This is a genomic window from Calditrichia bacterium (assembly GCA_020634975.1).
Classification (GTDB): Bacteria; Calditrichota; Calditrichia; order RBG-13-44-9; family J075; genus JACKAQ01.
This window is the reverse complement of sequence record JACKAQ010000009.1, coordinates 1-17,861: the sequence shown is the minus strand read 5'-3', so window position 1 is coordinate 17,861 and position 17,861 is coordinate 1. Positions and strand designations below refer to the sequence as shown.

13 protein-coding genes are annotated in these 17,861 nt (G+C 48.5%); 10 read left to right on the top strand and 3 right to left on the bottom strand.

The features are described 5' to 3' along the window. Nucleotides 1-36 precede the first annotated feature (36 nt). From H6629_23770 to queG, 4 genes are all read left to right on the top strand, one after another. On the top strand, nucleotides 37-2,544 hold the full coding sequence (locus H6629_23770) for a hypothetical protein (protein MCB9070805.1): 2,508 nt from the start codon (nucleotides 37-39) through the stop codon (nucleotides 2,542-2,544). Then, on the top strand, nucleotides 2,456-7,366 hold the full coding sequence (locus H6629_23765) for a choice-of-anchor D domain-containing protein (protein MCB9070804.1): 4,911 nt from the start codon (nucleotides 2,456-2,458) through the stop codon (nucleotides 7,364-7,366). Before H6629_23770 ends, H6629_23765 begins: the two co-directional genes overlap by 89 nt. Before the next feature lie 565 nt (nucleotides 7,367-7,931). Continuing rightward, the gene (locus H6629_23760; GenBank protein MCB9070803.1) at nucleotides 7,932-8,705 is read left to right on the top strand and encodes an MBL fold metallo-hydrolase; all 774 of its coding nucleotides are present in this window, start codon (nucleotides 7,932-7,934) and stop codon (nucleotides 8,703-8,705) included. A gap of 68 nt (nucleotides 8,706-8,773) precedes the next feature. Further along, entirely contained in the window at nucleotides 8,774-9,730 is a 957-nt protein-coding gene (gene queG / locus H6629_23755; protein ID MCB9070802.1) for a tRNA epoxyqueuosine(34) reductase QueG, read from the top strand. Here the strand turns inward: queG and H6629_23750 are convergent, their stop codons facing one another. Beyond that, a complete protein-coding gene (locus tag H6629_23750; protein ID MCB9070801.1) occupies nucleotides 9,731-10,591 on the bottom strand; it encodes a phosphodiester glycosidase family protein in 861 nt (286 codons plus the stop codon). 111 nt (nucleotides 10,592-10,702) lie between these two features. Here H6629_23750 and H6629_23745 point away from each other — a divergent pair, with 111 nt between their 5' ends. Together H6629_23745 and H6629_23740 are read left to right on the top strand one after the other, a co-directional pair. Continuing rightward, complete coding sequence (locus H6629_23745; protein MCB9070800.1) at nucleotides 10,703-11,587, top strand: dihydrodipicolinate synthase family protein; 885 nt, start codon at nucleotides 10,703-10,705, stop codon at nucleotides 11,585-11,587. Between the two features lie 13 nt (nucleotides 11,588-11,600). Next, nucleotides 11,601-12,284 carry an SOS response-associated peptidase gene (locus H6629_23740; GenBank protein ID MCB9070799.1) on the top strand — a complete coding sequence of 228 codons (684 nt, stop codon included), beginning with the start codon at nucleotides 11,601-11,603 and terminating at the stop codon, nucleotides 12,282-12,284. Nucleotides 12,285-12,289: 5 nt separating this feature from the next. Here the strand turns inward: H6629_23740 and H6629_23735 are convergent, their stop codons facing one another. Then, on the bottom strand, nucleotides 12,290-13,606 hold the full coding sequence (locus tag H6629_23735; protein MCB9070798.1) for an NAD-dependent malic enzyme: 1,317 nt from the start codon (nucleotides 13,604-13,606) through the stop codon (nucleotides 12,290-12,292). 299 nt (nucleotides 13,607-13,905) lie between these two features. On the opposite strand from H6629_23735, the gene H6629_23730 reads away from it, so the two are divergent. Then, a complete protein-coding gene (locus H6629_23730; GenBank protein MCB9070797.1) occupies nucleotides 13,906-14,559 on the top strand; it encodes an HAD-IA family hydrolase in 654 nt (217 codons plus the stop codon). A 51-nt stretch (nucleotides 14,560-14,610) separates the two neighbouring features. On the opposite strand, the gene H6629_23725 is transcribed toward H6629_23730, so the two are convergent. After that, nucleotides 14,611-14,961 (bottom strand): hypothetical protein, encoded by a 351-nt coding sequence (locus H6629_23725; GenBank protein MCB9070796.1) that lies wholly within the window; start codon nucleotides 14,959-14,961, stop codon nucleotides 14,611-14,613. Between the two features lie 713 nt (nucleotides 14,962-15,674). Here H6629_23725 and H6629_23720 point away from each other — a divergent pair. The 3 genes from H6629_23720 to H6629_23710 form a co-directional block, all read left to right on the top strand. Further along, entirely contained in the window at nucleotides 15,675-16,406 is a 732-nt protein-coding gene (locus H6629_23720; protein MCB9070795.1) for a hypothetical protein, read from the top strand. 36 nt (nucleotides 16,407-16,442) lie between these two features. After that, nucleotides 16,443-17,489: a hypothetical protein gene (locus tag H6629_23715; protein MCB9070794.1), complete on the top strand. Its 1,047-nt coding sequence runs from the start codon at nucleotides 16,443-16,445 to the stop codon at nucleotides 17,487-17,489. A 1-nt stretch (nucleotide 17,490) separates the two neighbouring features. Then, the coding region (locus tag H6629_23710) for a hypothetical protein (protein ID MCB9070793.1) at nucleotides 17,491-17,861 on the top strand (371 nt) is incomplete at its 3' end.

Genomic DNA, 17,861 nt, shown 5'->3' with positions numbered 1-17,861 from the left:
AACGATAATTCGTTTCATTAAACAAAAGGAACACGTATGAAATCAGCTAATGTATGGAGGCTGACACTTCTGGCACTTATCATCTGTGGTGTTTCTGTTTTCGGACAGGAAAAATCACAAGTGAACCCCCGTGCCTGGAGCAAAGTCTATTGGCAGAAAATGGCAGAAAAAGGCCTGGTTCCGGTGAACCCGCAGGTTACTGTCAAGCCCGGTCAGTTTACGGGTAGCCAAATTAAGGCATTATCATCCCTCGTGGATGACTCGCCGGACGTTTTGGTTATTGGCGGGAACACAACCCAAAGCGAAAACTCGATTTTCGCTAACCCGAATGACCCCTCAAAAGTGTTAAACTCGAACAACTCAACGGATTGGCCGGTGAGTGGTGTGTTCGGTTCCAGCGGTTTTATGTCCGATGATAACGGTCTGACATGGAATGGCTCTATTCAGGGAACCGGCGGCGGTAACAGTGGTGACCCTGCAGCCGTCATCGGTTTGAACGGCGAATATTATGTGGGTTACATTGCCGCTGATGGTGGACAAGGTGTTGCCTACTCAACAGATGAAGGCGCAACCTGGACACACGTTCAGTGCGGCGCTGCTCCCGCAGGTTTTTTTGATCTGTTGGACAAAAACCATCTGTGGATTGACAACAGCCCAACGAGCCCGCATGAAGGCAATCTGTATGCCGCATGGACCCGCTTTGAATCTGGCAGCGCGAATAACGAGCAAGTTGAAGTGGTTACCTCAACCGACGGCGGCCGTACCTGGAGTGCACCTGTTGGCGTAACCTCCGCTTTGCCCGGATTCAAACAAGGCGTGAATATCAAAACGGGCCCCGATGGTACCGTTTATGCATTTTACACTGTTTACACTTCCGGTGGTGTAACGGACGAACCGGCAATCGGTATGTCTGTTTCAACAGACGGCGGCGTAACCTGGACCAGCGGCGTTCTCATTATCGACAACATCCGCGGTGTTCGTGCTACCGGCGTCGATAAAAGCGGCATCCGCTCTGCTGCATTCCCCTCCGCAGCGGTGGATATCTCCGGTGGCGCACGCAACGGTAACCTGTATGTTGCATGGCCGAACATCGGCGTTCCGGGCGTAAATACCGGTACGGATATGGATGTTTACGTCATTAGCTCCAGCGATGGCGGCGCAACCTGGAACACCCCGGTTCGCGTTAACCAGGATGCCAGCGGACAGGGCAAAAAACATTTCCTGCCCTGGATCACCTGCGACCCGGTAACGGGTAACCTGAGTATGGTGTTTTATGATGACCGCAACGTTGCTGCAACTGATGTTGAAGTGTTCGCAGCCAACTCATTGGACGGCGGCGCAACCTGGGAAGATTTCAAAATCAGCGATGTGAGCTTTACGCCCGCACCGATTCCCGGTTTGGCCGGCGGTTACTTTGGCGACTATCTGGGCATTTCTGCTCATGCTGCCAAAGTTTACCCGGTATGGACAGACAACCGTGATGGTATTGCACGTGCATACGTTTCAGCTTATGTTTTGGCTGATCCGACAGATCCGAACGGCGTATCCGCCGGTGCAGCATATAGTGATTTCACAACTCCGAATAACATTGAATTGACCTGGACAGACCCGACAACTTTGGTTGACGGCACCCCGATTTCCAGTGGCGATTTCACCATCGAAATCTCCCGAGACGGCACACCGTTGACATCTGTAGCCGGCGGCACCGAAGCCTATACAGATAACGGACTTACCGATGGTCAATTATATGAATACGAATTGATTACCAAACTTACTTTAAACGATAGCCTTAGCTTACCGGTAAATCTTTCCTGGTATGCTGGTGGTTCACCCATGCCTTCAGCACCGCAAAATCTGGCAGTTACCGCCGATACGGCAGATGCTGACCTGACCTGGGATGACCCCACCACCCAAAGCGACGGCACCCCGCTCGACGATCTCGATTCGATCCGGGTATATCGTAACGGTACATGGATCGCCAATGTAGATCCCGGTGTAGGCACTTACACAGACACACCGCCGCCCGGATTTACATACACATATACCGTAAAAGCATTGGATAACGAAACCCCTGCAAACGAGAGCGCAGCCAGCAATGCTGTGGAAATTTATGTTGGCTCTACTCCCGATTTCCTTGTTTGGGTTGGTCCGGATGCAGGCTCATCAGCAGCCGCAAGCGGTGACAGCATTGCCGCTGCACTTGCCGCAAATGGCGAAAGTGTATTTCTTACAAACGATTTGTTCGAATTCGGAAGCAACCTTGATGTTTATGAAGGTGTTTTCGTTGTTCTTGGTATTTTTAGCAATAACCACGTTATAGATGCTACAGCCCCGGAAGGCCCGGCACTGGAAAACTATCTGCAAAATGGTGGTTATTTATATCTCGAAGGTGGCGACTGTTTTAACTACGACCCTGAACAAGGTGGTTTCAATATTCGTCCATGGTTCGATCTCAATGATGGTGCAGACGGATGGAGGTTCAGATGTCTCCGGATTGATCGGTGCCGGCGATCTCAATGGATTTGTTTTCCCGCACAGTGGTGAAAACAATTTTATGGATCAGCTTCAGCCAATCAACTCTAATGCAATCTGGAAAAATGATGCAACAGACTCAACCCATGGTGTGTTTAATACCAGCTATGGATTGGGACGTGCTATCGGTGCAGTTGCAGAATTTGGCGGAATGGATAATTCTTCCCTCAGCCCTGCGGAACTTCTCCGTAAGCTCGAAGAAAAACGCGCAAATATGATTGTTCGCGAAAGCGGTTCTAAGCCACAAGTAGAACGCCGTCGCAACGAAAATTTTGTGAAGAAGTATTATCCTGCGCAGAAAAACGTCAACGCTAACCAAAATGAAACATTTAAGCTTGGCGATGGTGGTGTCGAAATTCTGGCAAATAATAAAACGGACTTGATGGCTGCTTATCTGGGAATGTTCCGCGCATCCGCCGGCCCGCCCGTTATTGCCGTATCACCGACATCATTAACCGACACACTTCTGGTTAACGGAACAAACTCGTTGAGTTTCGATGTTGCCAACGATGGTGGATCGCTTGCCGGTCCGTTGACTTACAATATTACCCTCGGTACATTCGCAGGATGGATTACATTCTCTCCGACCAGCGGTGTATTAGGTGCAAATCAAAGTGAAACCATTGTGGTAGATCTTGATGCAGCAGGACTCCCAACCGGTTCTTATACCGCTGTATTGGAAGTAACAAGTGACGACCCGGTTACACCACAAGTTGATGTAACAGTTACATTGGTCGTCAACGATGCACCTATTGTAAGCTTCTCGCCGGATTCAATGTCCTTCACGCTGGATCCATCAGTGCAAGATTCTGCTGAAATGTGGATATTTAACACTGGTGCCGGTCCGCTGGAATATACTTTGGAAGCGGTAATTGGTGGTTCTTCTCTTAAACCAGCACATGCCAAACTACCGAATGGCATGGTTAAAGAAGAAATGCGTGCAGATATCAAACGCCGTACTGCTAATCGCGGAGTGGCGAATGCAACAGAAGAGTCTCGCCGAAATGCCAGTTCCGGTATTGGCGTACCTCCTGCAGTTATCAGTGGTGAAGAAGTATTTGGTGATGCTTCGAGTTCTTTCAGCGGCACAAACCGTGACCGTGGTAATGTTTTTGGCATTACAACAACCACAACATTGTTGGAATACAAACAATACTTGAATATACCTACAGATACTGAAATCTACTTCTTTGTTTATGAAGGCGCCGCAGCAACTGGCGATTTCAGCTTAATCAATCAGGTATATTTCCCAAGTTCTGGAACCGGTGAAGGATTTTATACTTCCGGTCCTACCAACGTATTGTTGCAGGCTGGTAAATTCTACTACATCGGTGCATCCTGGGGTGCATCTTCGGTAAGCTATTTCCGTGGTGGTCCCGCCGGACCCATTCCGGCTTCTTTCGGAACATTGGAATCTGGCGTTGCCGGTACAACTGCTGGCTTCCCGCCGAATCCAGGAACGATTAATAGCACCTGGAGTGGTTTCTCTGCTTACTATTGTACGATTAACACCGGCGCCGGATTTTTATCGGTTGCTCCGGATGCAGGCACAGTTGTATCTGGTGATAGCAGTTCGGCTATGGTTCGTGTTAATTCCGAAAATCTGTTGGGTGGTGTTTATGAAGGTAGCATCCAGATCAACAGTAACGATCCGGTTAGCCCGGCTGTAAAAATGCCTGTGACCTTAACGGTTAACGGCTTGGCCGTTATCTCGACCTCTCCTGATTCGTTACAATTCAGCGAGTTGCTCGCAGGTGAAACCGAAACACTGCAAGTTGAAGTTGCCAACATTGGTAATGGACCGTTAACGGTTAGCAACATTGCCAGCACAAATGCTGCATTTTCACCGACACCGACAAGTTTGGTGATTGCACCATTTTCTGCTGAAATGGTTGACGTGGTATTTGCGCCGACAGCAGCGGGCAGCTTTGACGGATATTTGGAACTAACTAGCGACGATCCATCTACGCCAGTTGATACTGTCGTATTAAGTGGATCCGCAATTGATGCGCCAATCGCCAGTATTTCTCCCGATTCATTCGATGTTACTCTGGCAATTGGTAGCACAGCTACCGATACATTGGTAATTTCGAACGATGGTTCCACACCGCTTGAGTTTAATGTGAGCGTGGAATTTGCATCAGCGGCAAATATGAAGGTTGAAGTTTTGGGTCAACCCAAAAACGACAACCAAATGGTCATTGCCTCTGGTAAACCGCTTCCGTTGGTTGCGTTGAACCAAACCCAATTTGCCGTAGCGATGAACGCAAGCGGCGAACCGGATTTTGAAGCGCCGTCCTTTGCAGCAGGCGCTGGCAATGAAAACGATCCGGCTCCGTCTATCGCTGGCGAAGAAGTGTTTGGTAGCAATGCGAGCTCATTCGGCCCGTCTGGACTGCGTGGTCGCGGTAACCTGTTTACCGTAACTTCCAGCACCACACTTTCTGAGCATCGCCTCTATCTGAATCCGACGGCTGCAACCAAAATGCATTTTGTGGTAGCCGAAAGCGATGCACAAGTTGGCACCTACACAACCATCAGCGTTGCAGAACTGACCAGTGCTGGTCCCGGCGAAGGCTGGTACAGCTCCGGCACCGTGAACGTTCCGTTGCAAGCTGGCAAATTCTATCTGATTTTTGCACAGTGGGAAGGCAACGCCAACTATTATAACGAACAAAATATTGCTCCATACCCGATCCAGGCTTCTTTTGGTGAGCTGACAGCAGCAGCAGGCTGGTCTACCGGATCAGTGCCGACCTATGCAGATCCGCCGGCAACGGAACACCCGATTGCTGCCACTGCATTTGGCGCCGCAGTTGCTTATTACCAAACACTGGTTACCGGCAGTGGCTCTTGGTTAACCCCGAGCATCACTGACGGCACAGTGCCTGCAAACAGCAGCGTTGAAGTATTGCTCACCTTCGATCCGGCTGGATTGGTTGGTGGCGATTACGAAGCAGACGTTGTTGTAACATCCAACGACCCGGCAAATCCGGAATTGCGTGCCTATGCACACATGTTCGTGGTTGGCCAGGCTTTGGTTTCCGCTGATCCGGTTGTTTTCGCAAACCCGGTATTTGTCGGTGGAATGGATTCAACAACAATGGTTGTCCGCAACGAAGGCAACGGTGTGCTGAATGTTACCGATGTTGCATCGGATAACGCCGTATTCAGCGTATCCCAAACGGCTTTCGATGTTGCAGCTTTCGATAGCGCAGAAGTTACGGTTTACTTCATGCCGACTGCCGAAGGCGGCGCAACCGGAACGCTCACCATCTCCAGTAACGATCCGGCAAACCCGACCCTGGCTGTTGCCGTATCCGCTACCGCAGTAATTGCGCCTTCGTTCAGCATCGATCCGGATTCACTCGGCGCCAATCTTGGTTTCAGTGATTCAACCGACGCACCGATGTTGATTGAAAACACTGGCGGTTCGCCGTTAAGCTGGGCTGTATCGGTTATTTTAGGCAAGAGCAAAACAGTATTCCCCGAAATGCGTGGCAATGCCTCCAACGCAGGCGAAGTGGATGCTGCAAGCAGCCAAACACCCGGTCTGGCTGAACTGAACACGCCGCAACGCGTAATGGACGATGTTTGGGATCTGCAATTCTCTCACGACATCGAAGCCGTTTCAGGTGGACCGGGAAATGCCGGAGTCGAATTCGACGGTCAGTATTACTATACCACCCGTTGGGCTACCAACCTTATCCACAAATATGAAGTGGACGGTGGCGGAAATCTGGTATTGGTTGAAGAATTCTCCATTACCGGTGTAACCGGTCTTCGTGACTTGGCGTATGACGGTCAGTATTTCTATGGTGGCGCTGCAGCCGGAACCATTTTCCAAATGGATTTCGACAGCAAAACGCTGGTTGGAACGATTGCATCACCCCAACCGGTTCGCCACATTGCATATGACTCCGATCTGGATGCATTCTACGTCGGAAACTGGTCAACCGATATCGTATTGGTCGATCGCTCCGGTGCTGTTCTGAATACATTGCCAGCCGCTTCGCACACCGGAACCGGATTGTATGGTTCTGCATACGATAACACCAGTGATGGCGGACCGTATCTGTGGATTTTTGATCAAAATGGAACCTCTACAACACCGCCGGTGCAAACGCCAAATTTGATCAAACAAATTGCTCTGCCTTCCGGCGTGGCAACTGGTGTTGAATATGACGTAGTACCGGATCTGGGTAACGGTGTTGATATTCTGCTCGCAGGTGGATTGTTCATCTCGACGGATATCGTACCGGGCAAAGTAACCATCGGTGGCGTAAGCCAAAGCGTTCCGGACGGGCTGTTCGGTTACGAACTCGGCGATGCCGCTTCCGGTTCTTCGTTTATGCGCATCACGGATTTCACCTCCGGTGTGATCAATCCGGGTGATGTGGGTGGATTCACTGTTCGTCTTTACAGCGAAGATGTGGATACCATGTATACCGCAGCGCTGGAAATCACCACAAACGATCCGTTGAACTCAGCGGTTGTCGTTCCGGTTACATTAGTTGTCGGTGGTGTTGGCGTGGAAGAATTGGAAACCATTCCGACCACATTTGCCGTCAGCCGTAACTACCCGAACCCCTTCAACCCGACTACCAGTATCGACTTCCAGTTGCCGCAAGTCAGCAACGTGAAGTTGGTTATTTACAACGTATTGGGTCAGCAAGTGCGCACGCTGGTTAACGAGCGCATGCAACCCGGAAAATACAAAGCCAACTGGGACGGATTGAATGACAAGGGTGCATCAGTTGCAAGCGGTATTTACATCTACCGTTTCGAAGCTGGTGATTTCAACAGCATCCAGAAGATGATTCTGCTCAAATAATTTCCTGAGCTGAAAAACTTCACATCAAAGCGGCGGGGCTTAATTGCTCCGCCGCTTTTTTTTCAGTATCATTTTGTAACAGGTTCACAAATAATAGTGTTGGATTTTATTTCTGCCCCTTTGCAATTCCAGTTGAGAATAACACTCCGTCACAAATACGACTTTCGATTCAGCCGGTAGAATACGGTTGTTTATCCGTTCATCCGGCACGGGGCGATTGCAACAACAAGACGATGGGAATTCTTCGGTAAAATAAAAAAAAATCGAATTAAAATGAGTACATCACTTTGATTCTTTACTCCTTTTGCTTAAATTGCTGGCTTAATCTTCCGGTATATAACTTCATCGGATTCCATTGGGCACGGGTGATTGGCAACGAAATAAGAAATGATGGTTCAAGACCCAAACGACATCGGTATGAAGTAATTCCTACGCTTCTGAAACTTGATGCACAAGGTCGGCTGTTAGCTATAATTGAGATGCTGCTTCGTTGAATTAGGATCGAGGGATGGACACGTTTATCTAATTGCAGCATTAGAATCGGAAAACAGGATAAGGAGCTTACATGAGTGATCATTTAAAGCTGCACTTCATCGGTACCGGAACGATTGCCCCGGACCCTAATCGATCTTGTAGTTGCGTGCTCATCGAAACATCCCAGCTAAAAATTCTGGTGGATATCGGCGCGGGATCGCTGCGCCGGCTGGCGGTGGATGGTGTCAATCTTCACGAAATCGACTATATTTTCCTAACACACTTTCACCCTGACCATATTGGCGATTTGGTGCCGTTTATTTTCTCGATGCGGAACACCCGTGAAATGGCGATTGACGGCAAAATGCTGCGTGTTTGGGGACCGTCGGGAATTTATCGATATGTGCAGGGCATGCAGCGCAGCTATGGTCGTTGGATGCAAAACGCCGCAGATGAAGTCCGCTTTTACGAATTGAAACGACCTTTCCTCGAATTCCCGGGTTTTCGTATCGCCTGGCGAAAAGTGGTGCACAATCAGGAAAGCGTTGGCTACCGGTTCGATTTCAACGGTTACTCCATCGCGTTTTCCGGTGACAGTGGCTACTGTCAGGATCTGGTTAAGCTATGCACCGATGTTGATCTGGCGGTTCTGGAATGCTCACATGCGGATGATCACGCGGTAAAAGGGCATCTTTCGCCCAGTTTATCCGCCCAAATTGCCCAAAAAGCCAGAGCCAAGCGGTTGATGCTCACCCATTTTTATCCCGATGCGCTTGTTGAAAATCCGACAATCATCGCCAAAAAATATTACGAAGGCGAAATGGAAATGGCCCGCGACGGCATGATTATCAACCTGACGGATTAGTCCTTTTTCCAAAAACAAGCTGCTGAAGTTGATTATGCCTCTTTTCTAAAATAAATAAACGATGGTTTATGAAAACCGACCGGCAGGAAATAGCGAATCGCATCAAACAGGAAGGTTTGCAGCAAGGTTTTTCTGCAGTAGCGATCTGCGATGCCGAGCCGTTAACAGGTGCCGGCGAATTGCTGGAAAAATGGCTGGCAAATCGTTTCCACGGCACAATGGAATGGATGGCTCGCACCCGCCACGAACGGGCAAATCCCCGCAGCTATTTCCCGGAGGCGCAATCGATCATCGTGGTTGCGTTGAATTATTATCGCGAAAATGAAACGGCGTTGCGCGATAGCCAGGAAGCAGCCATCTCCATTTACGCTCGCGGTCGCGATTATCATAAGGTGTTGCGCAAAAAACTCAAATCATTTCTTACCCACATTCAGCAATTACTGCCGGATGCCCACGGTCGCATTTGTGTGGATTCTTTCCCGATAATGGAAAAAGCATTGGCTGCAAAATCCGGTGTTGGGTGGATTGGTAAACACACCAATTTGATCATCAAACAAAAAGGCTCATGGTTTTTTCTCGGGGAAATTTTGCTCTCCGAAAAACTGCCGGCTGATCCGCCGTTTATCGAGGAGCATTGCGGCACCTGCAACCGTTGCCAAATCGCCTGTCCGACCGACGCGCTGGAAACACCGTTTGTGCTGGACGCCCGCCGCTGCATTTCCTACCTGACGATTGAACATGACGGCGAAATTGAGGGTGATCTGCAAACCGGAATGGAAAACTGGGTGTTCGGCTGCGACATTTGCCAGGCGGTTTGCCCGTGGAACCGATTCAGTACGGAAACGGGTGAACCCGATTTTGCCAATCGCCTGCCCGATGAATGGTTTTCGCTGGAAAATTTGCAGCAATTGGGTGAGTCGAAATTTGAGGAATTGTTTGCCGGAACGCCGGTTCGCCGAACGGGTTACGCCAATTTTATGCGAAACGTGCACATCGCCAGTCAGAATAAATCGTCAAAACAATAATCAGCGATTTTTGGGCACAATGCCCAAAGCGTTGGGAATCGGCCAGGTGGCGTTCATGTTGTCGCCGCCGAGCAATACGTTTTCGTAAATCCCGTATTTTTCAATCGTTACGCCGTTAAACGAGAGATAAAATCCCGCTTTTGAACCACCTTCCAGATACATCGCTTTCGAAATATCGATCGGCAATTTGAGCAGGTGATTGTTAAAATCGTGCACGGTAAACGGCGATTGGCTGAAAATAAACAGAATATTCCCGGCCGTATCCATTCCCAGCACAGAAATGCTCCAGCGATTCGGCTGCCGCGACCAGACATTTTCGCGGGTGCAGCTGATCATGCGGATACTTTGCAGCATACATTGATAGGAATTGCGCAACGAATCGAAATTTTCGCAGGTGCGATCGATAATTAGCGCGTCCGGCAATGTGGAATCGTTTGGCGCGAATGCAAAAATGGTGTTATTGGGATTCACATGCCCGTTGTTCACGTGATCAAAATTTTTCATGTAGCCCACGCTGGTCAGCAAATCTTTTTGATACATCCCGGCGTTGATCGTCGCAATCAACCCGAATTCCTTTGCCCAGTTGCCGAGCGTGCGCAGCCGCCGGTTGTGTTGGGTAGCGTTCAATAATTTGAATTCGAAAAATTGGGGATCAATTTTGAGAACGGTTATCCGTGAGTCGCCAACTTCTGAGGGTTCCGGCGACTGGAATTCGGCGAGATGCAGCCCATCGGCCAGTTCCCGCCATTGGCTGTTTTGGGCAAACATCGTCGTGTTTGCAGCGCCGGCCAACATCCAAACTAACCCAAACAATCCTAAAAAGAGTCGCCCCAACAGCAGAAACCTCGATTGATTTTTCATTGCTAATTGTTTAATATCCGTAATGCGAAGGCACAAAATAATGGTATGTATGCCGCTTCGCAAGATCAAAAGTTCTGAATATCAGCAAATTTCAAAACGGAGAAAGTGTCGATGAACCTGTCCGGAATCTTCCCGCCGATTGCCACACCATTTGTGATGGATCGTGTCGCCACCAGTCATCTGGCGGAAAACGTTCGCCAGTTGATGAAAACCGGCATCCGGGGCATTGTGGCGCTCGGCTCCAACGGCGAAAGCGTTTCGCTGACCAAAATGGAAAAACTGGCAGTGTTGGAGCACGCCCGCAACGCCATGCCGGACGACGCACCATTGCTGGCCGGAACCGGCGGCGATTCCCTGCCGGAAACCATCGAGCTGACCAACGGCGCATTCGAATGTGGCGCAAATGCGGCGTTGGTGTTCAATCCTGTGTTTTATCGCGATAAAATGACCCACCAATCGCTGGTGCAATATTTCCGGAAACTGGCGGATAACAGCCGGATTCCCATCGTTTTATACAATGTGCCCAAATACACCGGATACAACATTTCCGCGGAAACCGTGGCGGCGCTGGCGGAACACCCGAATATTATTGGCATCAAAAGCAGTTCGGAAAACATCGGGCATTTGGGCGAAATATTGCGGGTCGTGCCGGCGGATTTCAGCGTGCTGATCGGCACGGGTTCGGTGCTGTTTCCGGCGCTGACGCTCGGTGCGATTGGCGGCGTGCTGGCCATCGCGAATGTTGCCGGCGCCCAATGTGTTCAGCTTCAGCAATGGGTTGCCGAAGGCAATTGGGCAAAAGCCCGCGATTTGCAACTGCAATTGATTCCGGTAAATAAAGCGTTAACAGCAACTTATGGCATCGCAGGATTAAAGGTTGCTCAGGAATTGATTGGATTATACGGCGGCGTTCCCCGGCTGCCGCTGTCGCCCATCGGCGAAACGGAAAAAGCCCAATTGCGCCAAATTCTCCAAACCGCCGGATTAATTTCATAAAAAAGGTGTCAGCATGTGCGGACGATATTCACTTTACAGTTATAAAACCACGCCGGAAGATTTCGAGGAAATTTACGGTTTCCCGATGACTGCGGTGGTCGATTTTCCGCCGACTTATAACATCGGACCCTATCGCGATGTGCCGATCATCCTCAGCGATCGCCAGAATCAACCATACATGCGGCTGGCGCACTGGCAACTGGTGCCCTCATTTGCGAAGGAATTCAAATCGAAATACGCCATGTTTAACACCCGCGACGATTCGTTTGACCAAAAACCGTTTTGGCGCAAATTGCTGCAGCATTCCCGCTGCATTTTTCCGGCGAACAATTTTTTTGAATGGGCAAAGGTTGGCGGGCAAAAAATGCCCTATAAATTTGAACGAAGCGACGGGAAATTGCTGAACATCGGCGGCATATTTTCGATCTGGCGGGATGAACAGCAGCGGGATATTTTCAGCGCATCGATGATTACGGTGGACGCCAATCCGGTGGTGGGGGAGGTGCACGGCAGAATGCCGCTGATTTTGCCGGAGCAGGATGTGCGAAGCTGGCTGGACATCAACCGGACAGACGCGGCGGAATTGCGTGCCGCGATCCGCACATTTCCGGGCGACCGAATGACTGCGGCGGCGGTTTCCCAATCGGTCAACAACATCAAAAATGACAGCCCGGAAATGATCGATCCGATCAACTGATACGGTTATTTACACGCCGCAACCACCGCTTTTACCACATGTTGATGCACCTTTTCATGAAAAATACTCGGCACCAGTTCGCCTGTTTCCGCCATTTCGGAGATGGCTTTTGCCGCGGCAATTTTCATTTTGGCGTTGATCTCGGTTGCATTCACTTCCAGCGCAGCTTTGAACAATCCCGGATATGCCAGCGCATTGTTAACGCTTTTTCCGTCAGATGCAAAGCTGGCACCGGCAGCCAACGCTTCTTCCGGGAATATTTCCGGCTGCGGATTTGACAGCGACAAAATCACCTGCCCTTTGCGAACGATGTCCGGACCGATCAACCCGACGACACCGGTGGTGGCGATGACGATATCCGCCACGTCCATTGCTTCTTCCAGCGATGCGATTTTCCCGCCGTAATTGGTCAACCGTTTTTGCGATTCCGGCATCGGATCAACCCCGATCACGTTGAACCCGTAATCGATCATCAGTTTGGCAATGCCAAATCCTGCCGCGCCCAAACCCAATTGGGCAAAAACCAGCGAGTCGTCATCCGTTCTGCCGATCTGGCGCAACGCGCTGAGCACCGCCGCCAGCAGCACCGTTGCTGTGCCGTGCTGATCGTCGTGCATCACCGGTTTGTTGAGCCGTTTGATCAACTCGGTTTCGATGTAAAAACAATCGGGAATGCGGATATCTTCGAGATGAATCCCGCCAAAAGTGGGCGCAATGCGCTCGACCGTTTCGATAAATTCGTCCGGATCTTTGGTGTCCACCAAAATGGGCGTGGCGCTGATGCCCACAAACTGGTCGTAAATCACCGCTTTGCCTTCCATTACCGGCATGGACGGCAGCACGCCGATTTCGCCCAATCCCAACACCCGCGTGCCGTTGGTAAAAATGCCCACGCTGTTGCCGATGTTGGTGTATTTGCGGTAACTTTCCGGATGATTCATAATTCTGCGGCAAACCCGGGCAACGCCGGGCGTATAAATATAGCGCAAATCTTCCAGCCGGCGCAGTTCCTGTTTGCGCTTGCTGTGGATTTTCCCGCCTTCGTGCCGTTTAAAAACAATATCTTCGATTTCGAGAATTTCAACTTCAGTCCGGTTTTTGATGGCGGTTTTGATCGCATCGAGATGCACTTCATCAAAAATAGAAATGGTAATGTTGCGGAATGAGTGATCTTTACCGATGAACAACGTTTCAATATCGCCAACCAGCGCGCCTTCTTCTCCCAAAACGGTCAGCAGTAGCCCTAATTTTCCCGGACGGTGGGGGCTTTTGATGCGTAACTTGATGTCATTATCCGGAAATCGTGGTCGTAAACTGTTCATTACTTTCCTTTCTGGTATTGAACAATGGGAAGTGTCGCGCCTCCTGAAACAAACTTCAAATATTAACACAAAATATGGGTTTAATAAAGAAATACCATTTTTCACATGCAATATGATCCCTTCGGCTCTGCTCAGGGATCATACCGCACGTTGAGCGAAGCCGAAACGTGCACGCTGCACAGGAATCATCAATTTCCCACACGTGAGCGGCGTCGAAACGCATACACCCCGCCAATTACAGCAAACAGTCGCATTTTAGCGAATTTCCGGTTAAATTGACCCAAAAAAAGAGGACAGCAGTGGCAAAGCATCCCCAATATGATTTGATTATTTACGATCTGGACGGCACGCTGGTGGATACGCTCGGCGATTTAACGGCGTCGGTCAATCACGTGCTGGCGAGTCATCAACGTCCGTTGCTCAGCATCGCAACCGTTCGGGAACTGGTTGGCGATGGCGCCCGCAAATTGCTCGAACGGTCGCTGGAAACGAACGATCCGGAAATCGTGGAAAAAGGGCTGGTGATGTTCGGCGAACATTATCTGGCAAATGTTTGCGTCCATTCGCAAATGTATGAAACGGTGGCGGAAACGCTGCCCAAACTCACCGGCAAAAAACAGGCGATTTTCACCAATAAACCTGTAAAATACGCTTTTCCCTTGCTGGAACAGTTAGGTATCGGGCAATATTTTGATGCTGTGATCGGCGGCGGGATGGAAATTCCGCTGAAACCTGCACCGGATGGGATTGTTTATTTGTGCCAAAAACTGGGTGTGCCGCCGCATCGCACGGTGATGGTAGGGGATAGCGCAACCGATATTCTGGCGGGAAAATCCGCCGGAACGGCAACGGTTGCGGTCACATTCGGCTTCCGGCAGGCTGAGCAACTCCGCAAGTTTGACCCGGATGTTGTGATTGACCGGTTTGATGAACTGTTGGCGATCGTCGAATAATTCATTGGGTCATGCCCGTCCCGATTTTATCGGGATCATCGGGCATCCAGGTTATTTGCTGATATCCCTGCCGCGAGCCAGCTTAAAAATTTTGACAATTCGTTGATCTTCATATTTATCAAGCATTTGCTTTACCCAATTTTTGACATCGAAATCGATACCCAAATCGATCCCCAGCATGTTGATAAATGGCACGCTGAGCTTTAATTTCACACCGGTATTTTTTACCAAATGCAGATCATTGTAAATTTCATCCCATTTACCGTCAAATTGTTTATTGTGCTGTGCAAAAATCTCGGATATTTTTGTGGTAAACTCTTCGGAAAGGACCGCAATTTGTTGGGAATCGAGTTTACCCAGCGCCGGCGCAAGCTCTTTTTTGATGCTTTGGTTGGTGGGCAATTCAATAAGAAAGTCATAATGCGCATCCAATTTGCCAATAATAATTTCTGATAGCGAAATATTACCGGTAATTGAAGTGCTATTAGTAACACTCGAAAATTAATTTGTTAACAAAATTAATTCTGGAAATGTAGAATACTGTTGTCATGCCCGTCGATTTTATCGGGATAATCCGGGCATCAAACGGGTAATGTAAATAAATGGATTCCCGCATTAAAAATTGCGGGAATGACCACGCTAACTCCAAGCTATTTTTACTTTTTCACTAATTGCACAATGATTTTTTTTGATTATTGTCAAAACAATTTTTTGTAATATTCTTTCACATAGTCGTTGTTGTTTTAGCCCCCAAAACGAGTATAAAAAGAATTTTAACAGGATAACTGCTGTGTCCGGTGCTATTGGATAATGTTGTTTGATTTCTGGCGGGTCATTGATTATTTCCGCTATCTGTCTTTTACAGACCTCATTACTTTTGTGTATTGCAGAATGAGGGGTTGAAGGCCAGTATTTAGAGAAATAGACTTCTGGAGACCCCCTGCCTTCGCAGGGATGACAGCAAAAAATTGGGTCTTTGTCATTGCCCTGCGCAATGAAGGAGCGCCTTCGGCGCGAAAGCAGGAATCTCCTGATCACCATTCCATTCATAAAAGACAATTACTCAGCCAGTTAATAGGTCCAATTGGTATCATGTTAATATAAGGTAAATGACAATGAAAAAATGCCTCCTGGTATTTCTACCGGTTTTATTGCTTGCTTGCACGCCAATCGCTCACAAAAACTCCCTGAACAGAAATGCTGATTACCCGGAAAATGTGAAAAGAAAAACACAATTCATTAAGGTTATTTACGGGGTTACCGGTTATGTCGAAATTAATGAAGCGGTGTTGGAAAGCTTTAACAAATGTTACAAAACCACGGATGAAGATAGCATTAAATACCTGTTTAACAACGACTTCTGCGAAGGATTGAAAGAGAAATATACCTCGCTGCCCTGGACCGTTTCCGTGCATAAAATAGACGTATTGCCAACAGGAGATTTCCCGAGAGAATACCGGGTCATCGAAGAAAACCATTTTATTGATAGCCAGCTATCCCGCCTGATAACACGTGAACCCCGCGATTTAAATGCATTTTTTGAGGAATATAACGATTTTGATTACGCGATATTTTTTGGCGATATCAAAATAGAATCAACAAGTATTGAACATAAAACAGCTAACGTAGCAAAGCCTGTAAATGGCCAAATAGAATTCATTAGCTTCGACTTACCGGCGATAAATGTTATCATTCCGCAAATCATATATGATGTAAAACGGAAAATTTGGTTTCAGCAGGGGTTTACCCGGTCGCAACATTCATTCCCCGAGAAAACTGATGATGTAAAAGATATAGGTACAGCGATCGGAGCCAAAATTGTTACGACGCTGGATGAAAAAAAATAACCCGAACCCGCTGTTTAATGGTACAGGAAATATGTCATGAATCTCAAGCTTTTCAGGACTGTTTTGCTAATCAAACTGGTGTTCGTCACCTGTGCGTTTTCACAAAGCTCAACCGCCCGCTGTTTACTGTGGCAGCCATCTGCACGGTCGTATGCGATGGGTGGTGTCGGAACGGCTTTGAGTGACGATGCTACCGCAACATACTATAACCCTGCCAATATTGCGTTTTTACCGGGGAAAAATGTGGTGGTATCTTATGTTAAACCATTCCCGTTTTTTGATAATACCCATCATTCCTATGCCGCTTTAACATTCCCGGTGCAGGATTACGGGACTGTCGGGATCGCATACAATCGCATTTGGCGAGAACCGCAGTTTAGCAGCTCAATTGGCACGCTGGACGCCGAAAAACCCGGGTTTTTCACCCCGACGCATTGGGTTGTGCAACTTACGTATGCGATTCAATTAAACAGATTGTTTTCGGCTGGTGTTAATCTGGGTTTGTTAAAACAAAATTATATGAATCTGCAAGTAAGCATTGAAGAAGGAAAAGGAAAGCCTGTCTCGCTAAGCGCGGGGGTTGGCTTGTTTGGCAAAGGGTTGTTCTCAAAGGCGACGTATTACCATGTGGTGGAACAGGATCGACATTCATTCTTCGACAGGATCGCGATTGATCGCGATAGCCGCGGTGTATCCCTTGGGCTGGCGTTGATGAACGCCGGACCCAAAGTAACCGTACTCGATGCTGAACGAAAAGATCCACTGCCAACCACCCTTGCACTCGGCATATCTTATTTGCCATTGGTGATGGATGATCTGGAAGTATTGCTGGCGGCCGATCTGGTTAACCAACTATATGATGCCGCTTTTCTCGAATACGCCCATCTCGGCGCTGAAATCCGCCTGCTGCGCTTCTGGGCTATTCGTTTGGGGTATTTTGGCGATACATCCGCGCCGAAAACTTCCTACTACACCTATGGCGGGGGATTCCGTTGTAAATATTTCACGTTTAATATTGCGCGATACAATCGCTCGTTATTATCCACCTGGCATTTCGATGCAACACTATCTGTGGAGATGTAATATGAACATTCATCTGATACGCATAATCGTTTTGCTTTTCGCCTTTTCTGTGTCATCGTGTTCCGACGATGTTAAAATTATGGCTGCCATTCAAAAAGGGCAGGAGGTAGAGGAAGATATTCTATCGTCATTTAGCATGGACCAGAACTATCCGAATCCGTTTAACGGGACGACCAGTATAGGCATCTGGATAGCGCAACCCATCCGCCTGGTCATGCGGGTGTATTCCGATGACTGGCAGGAAGTTGTAACACTTTTCGACAATGATTTTACAAAATCTGGTGTTTATTATATCCAGTTTAATGCAAAGGATATGAATGGGAAAGAATTGCCGAGTGGTGAGTATTTTTATACCCTCGAAGGAGATGGGTT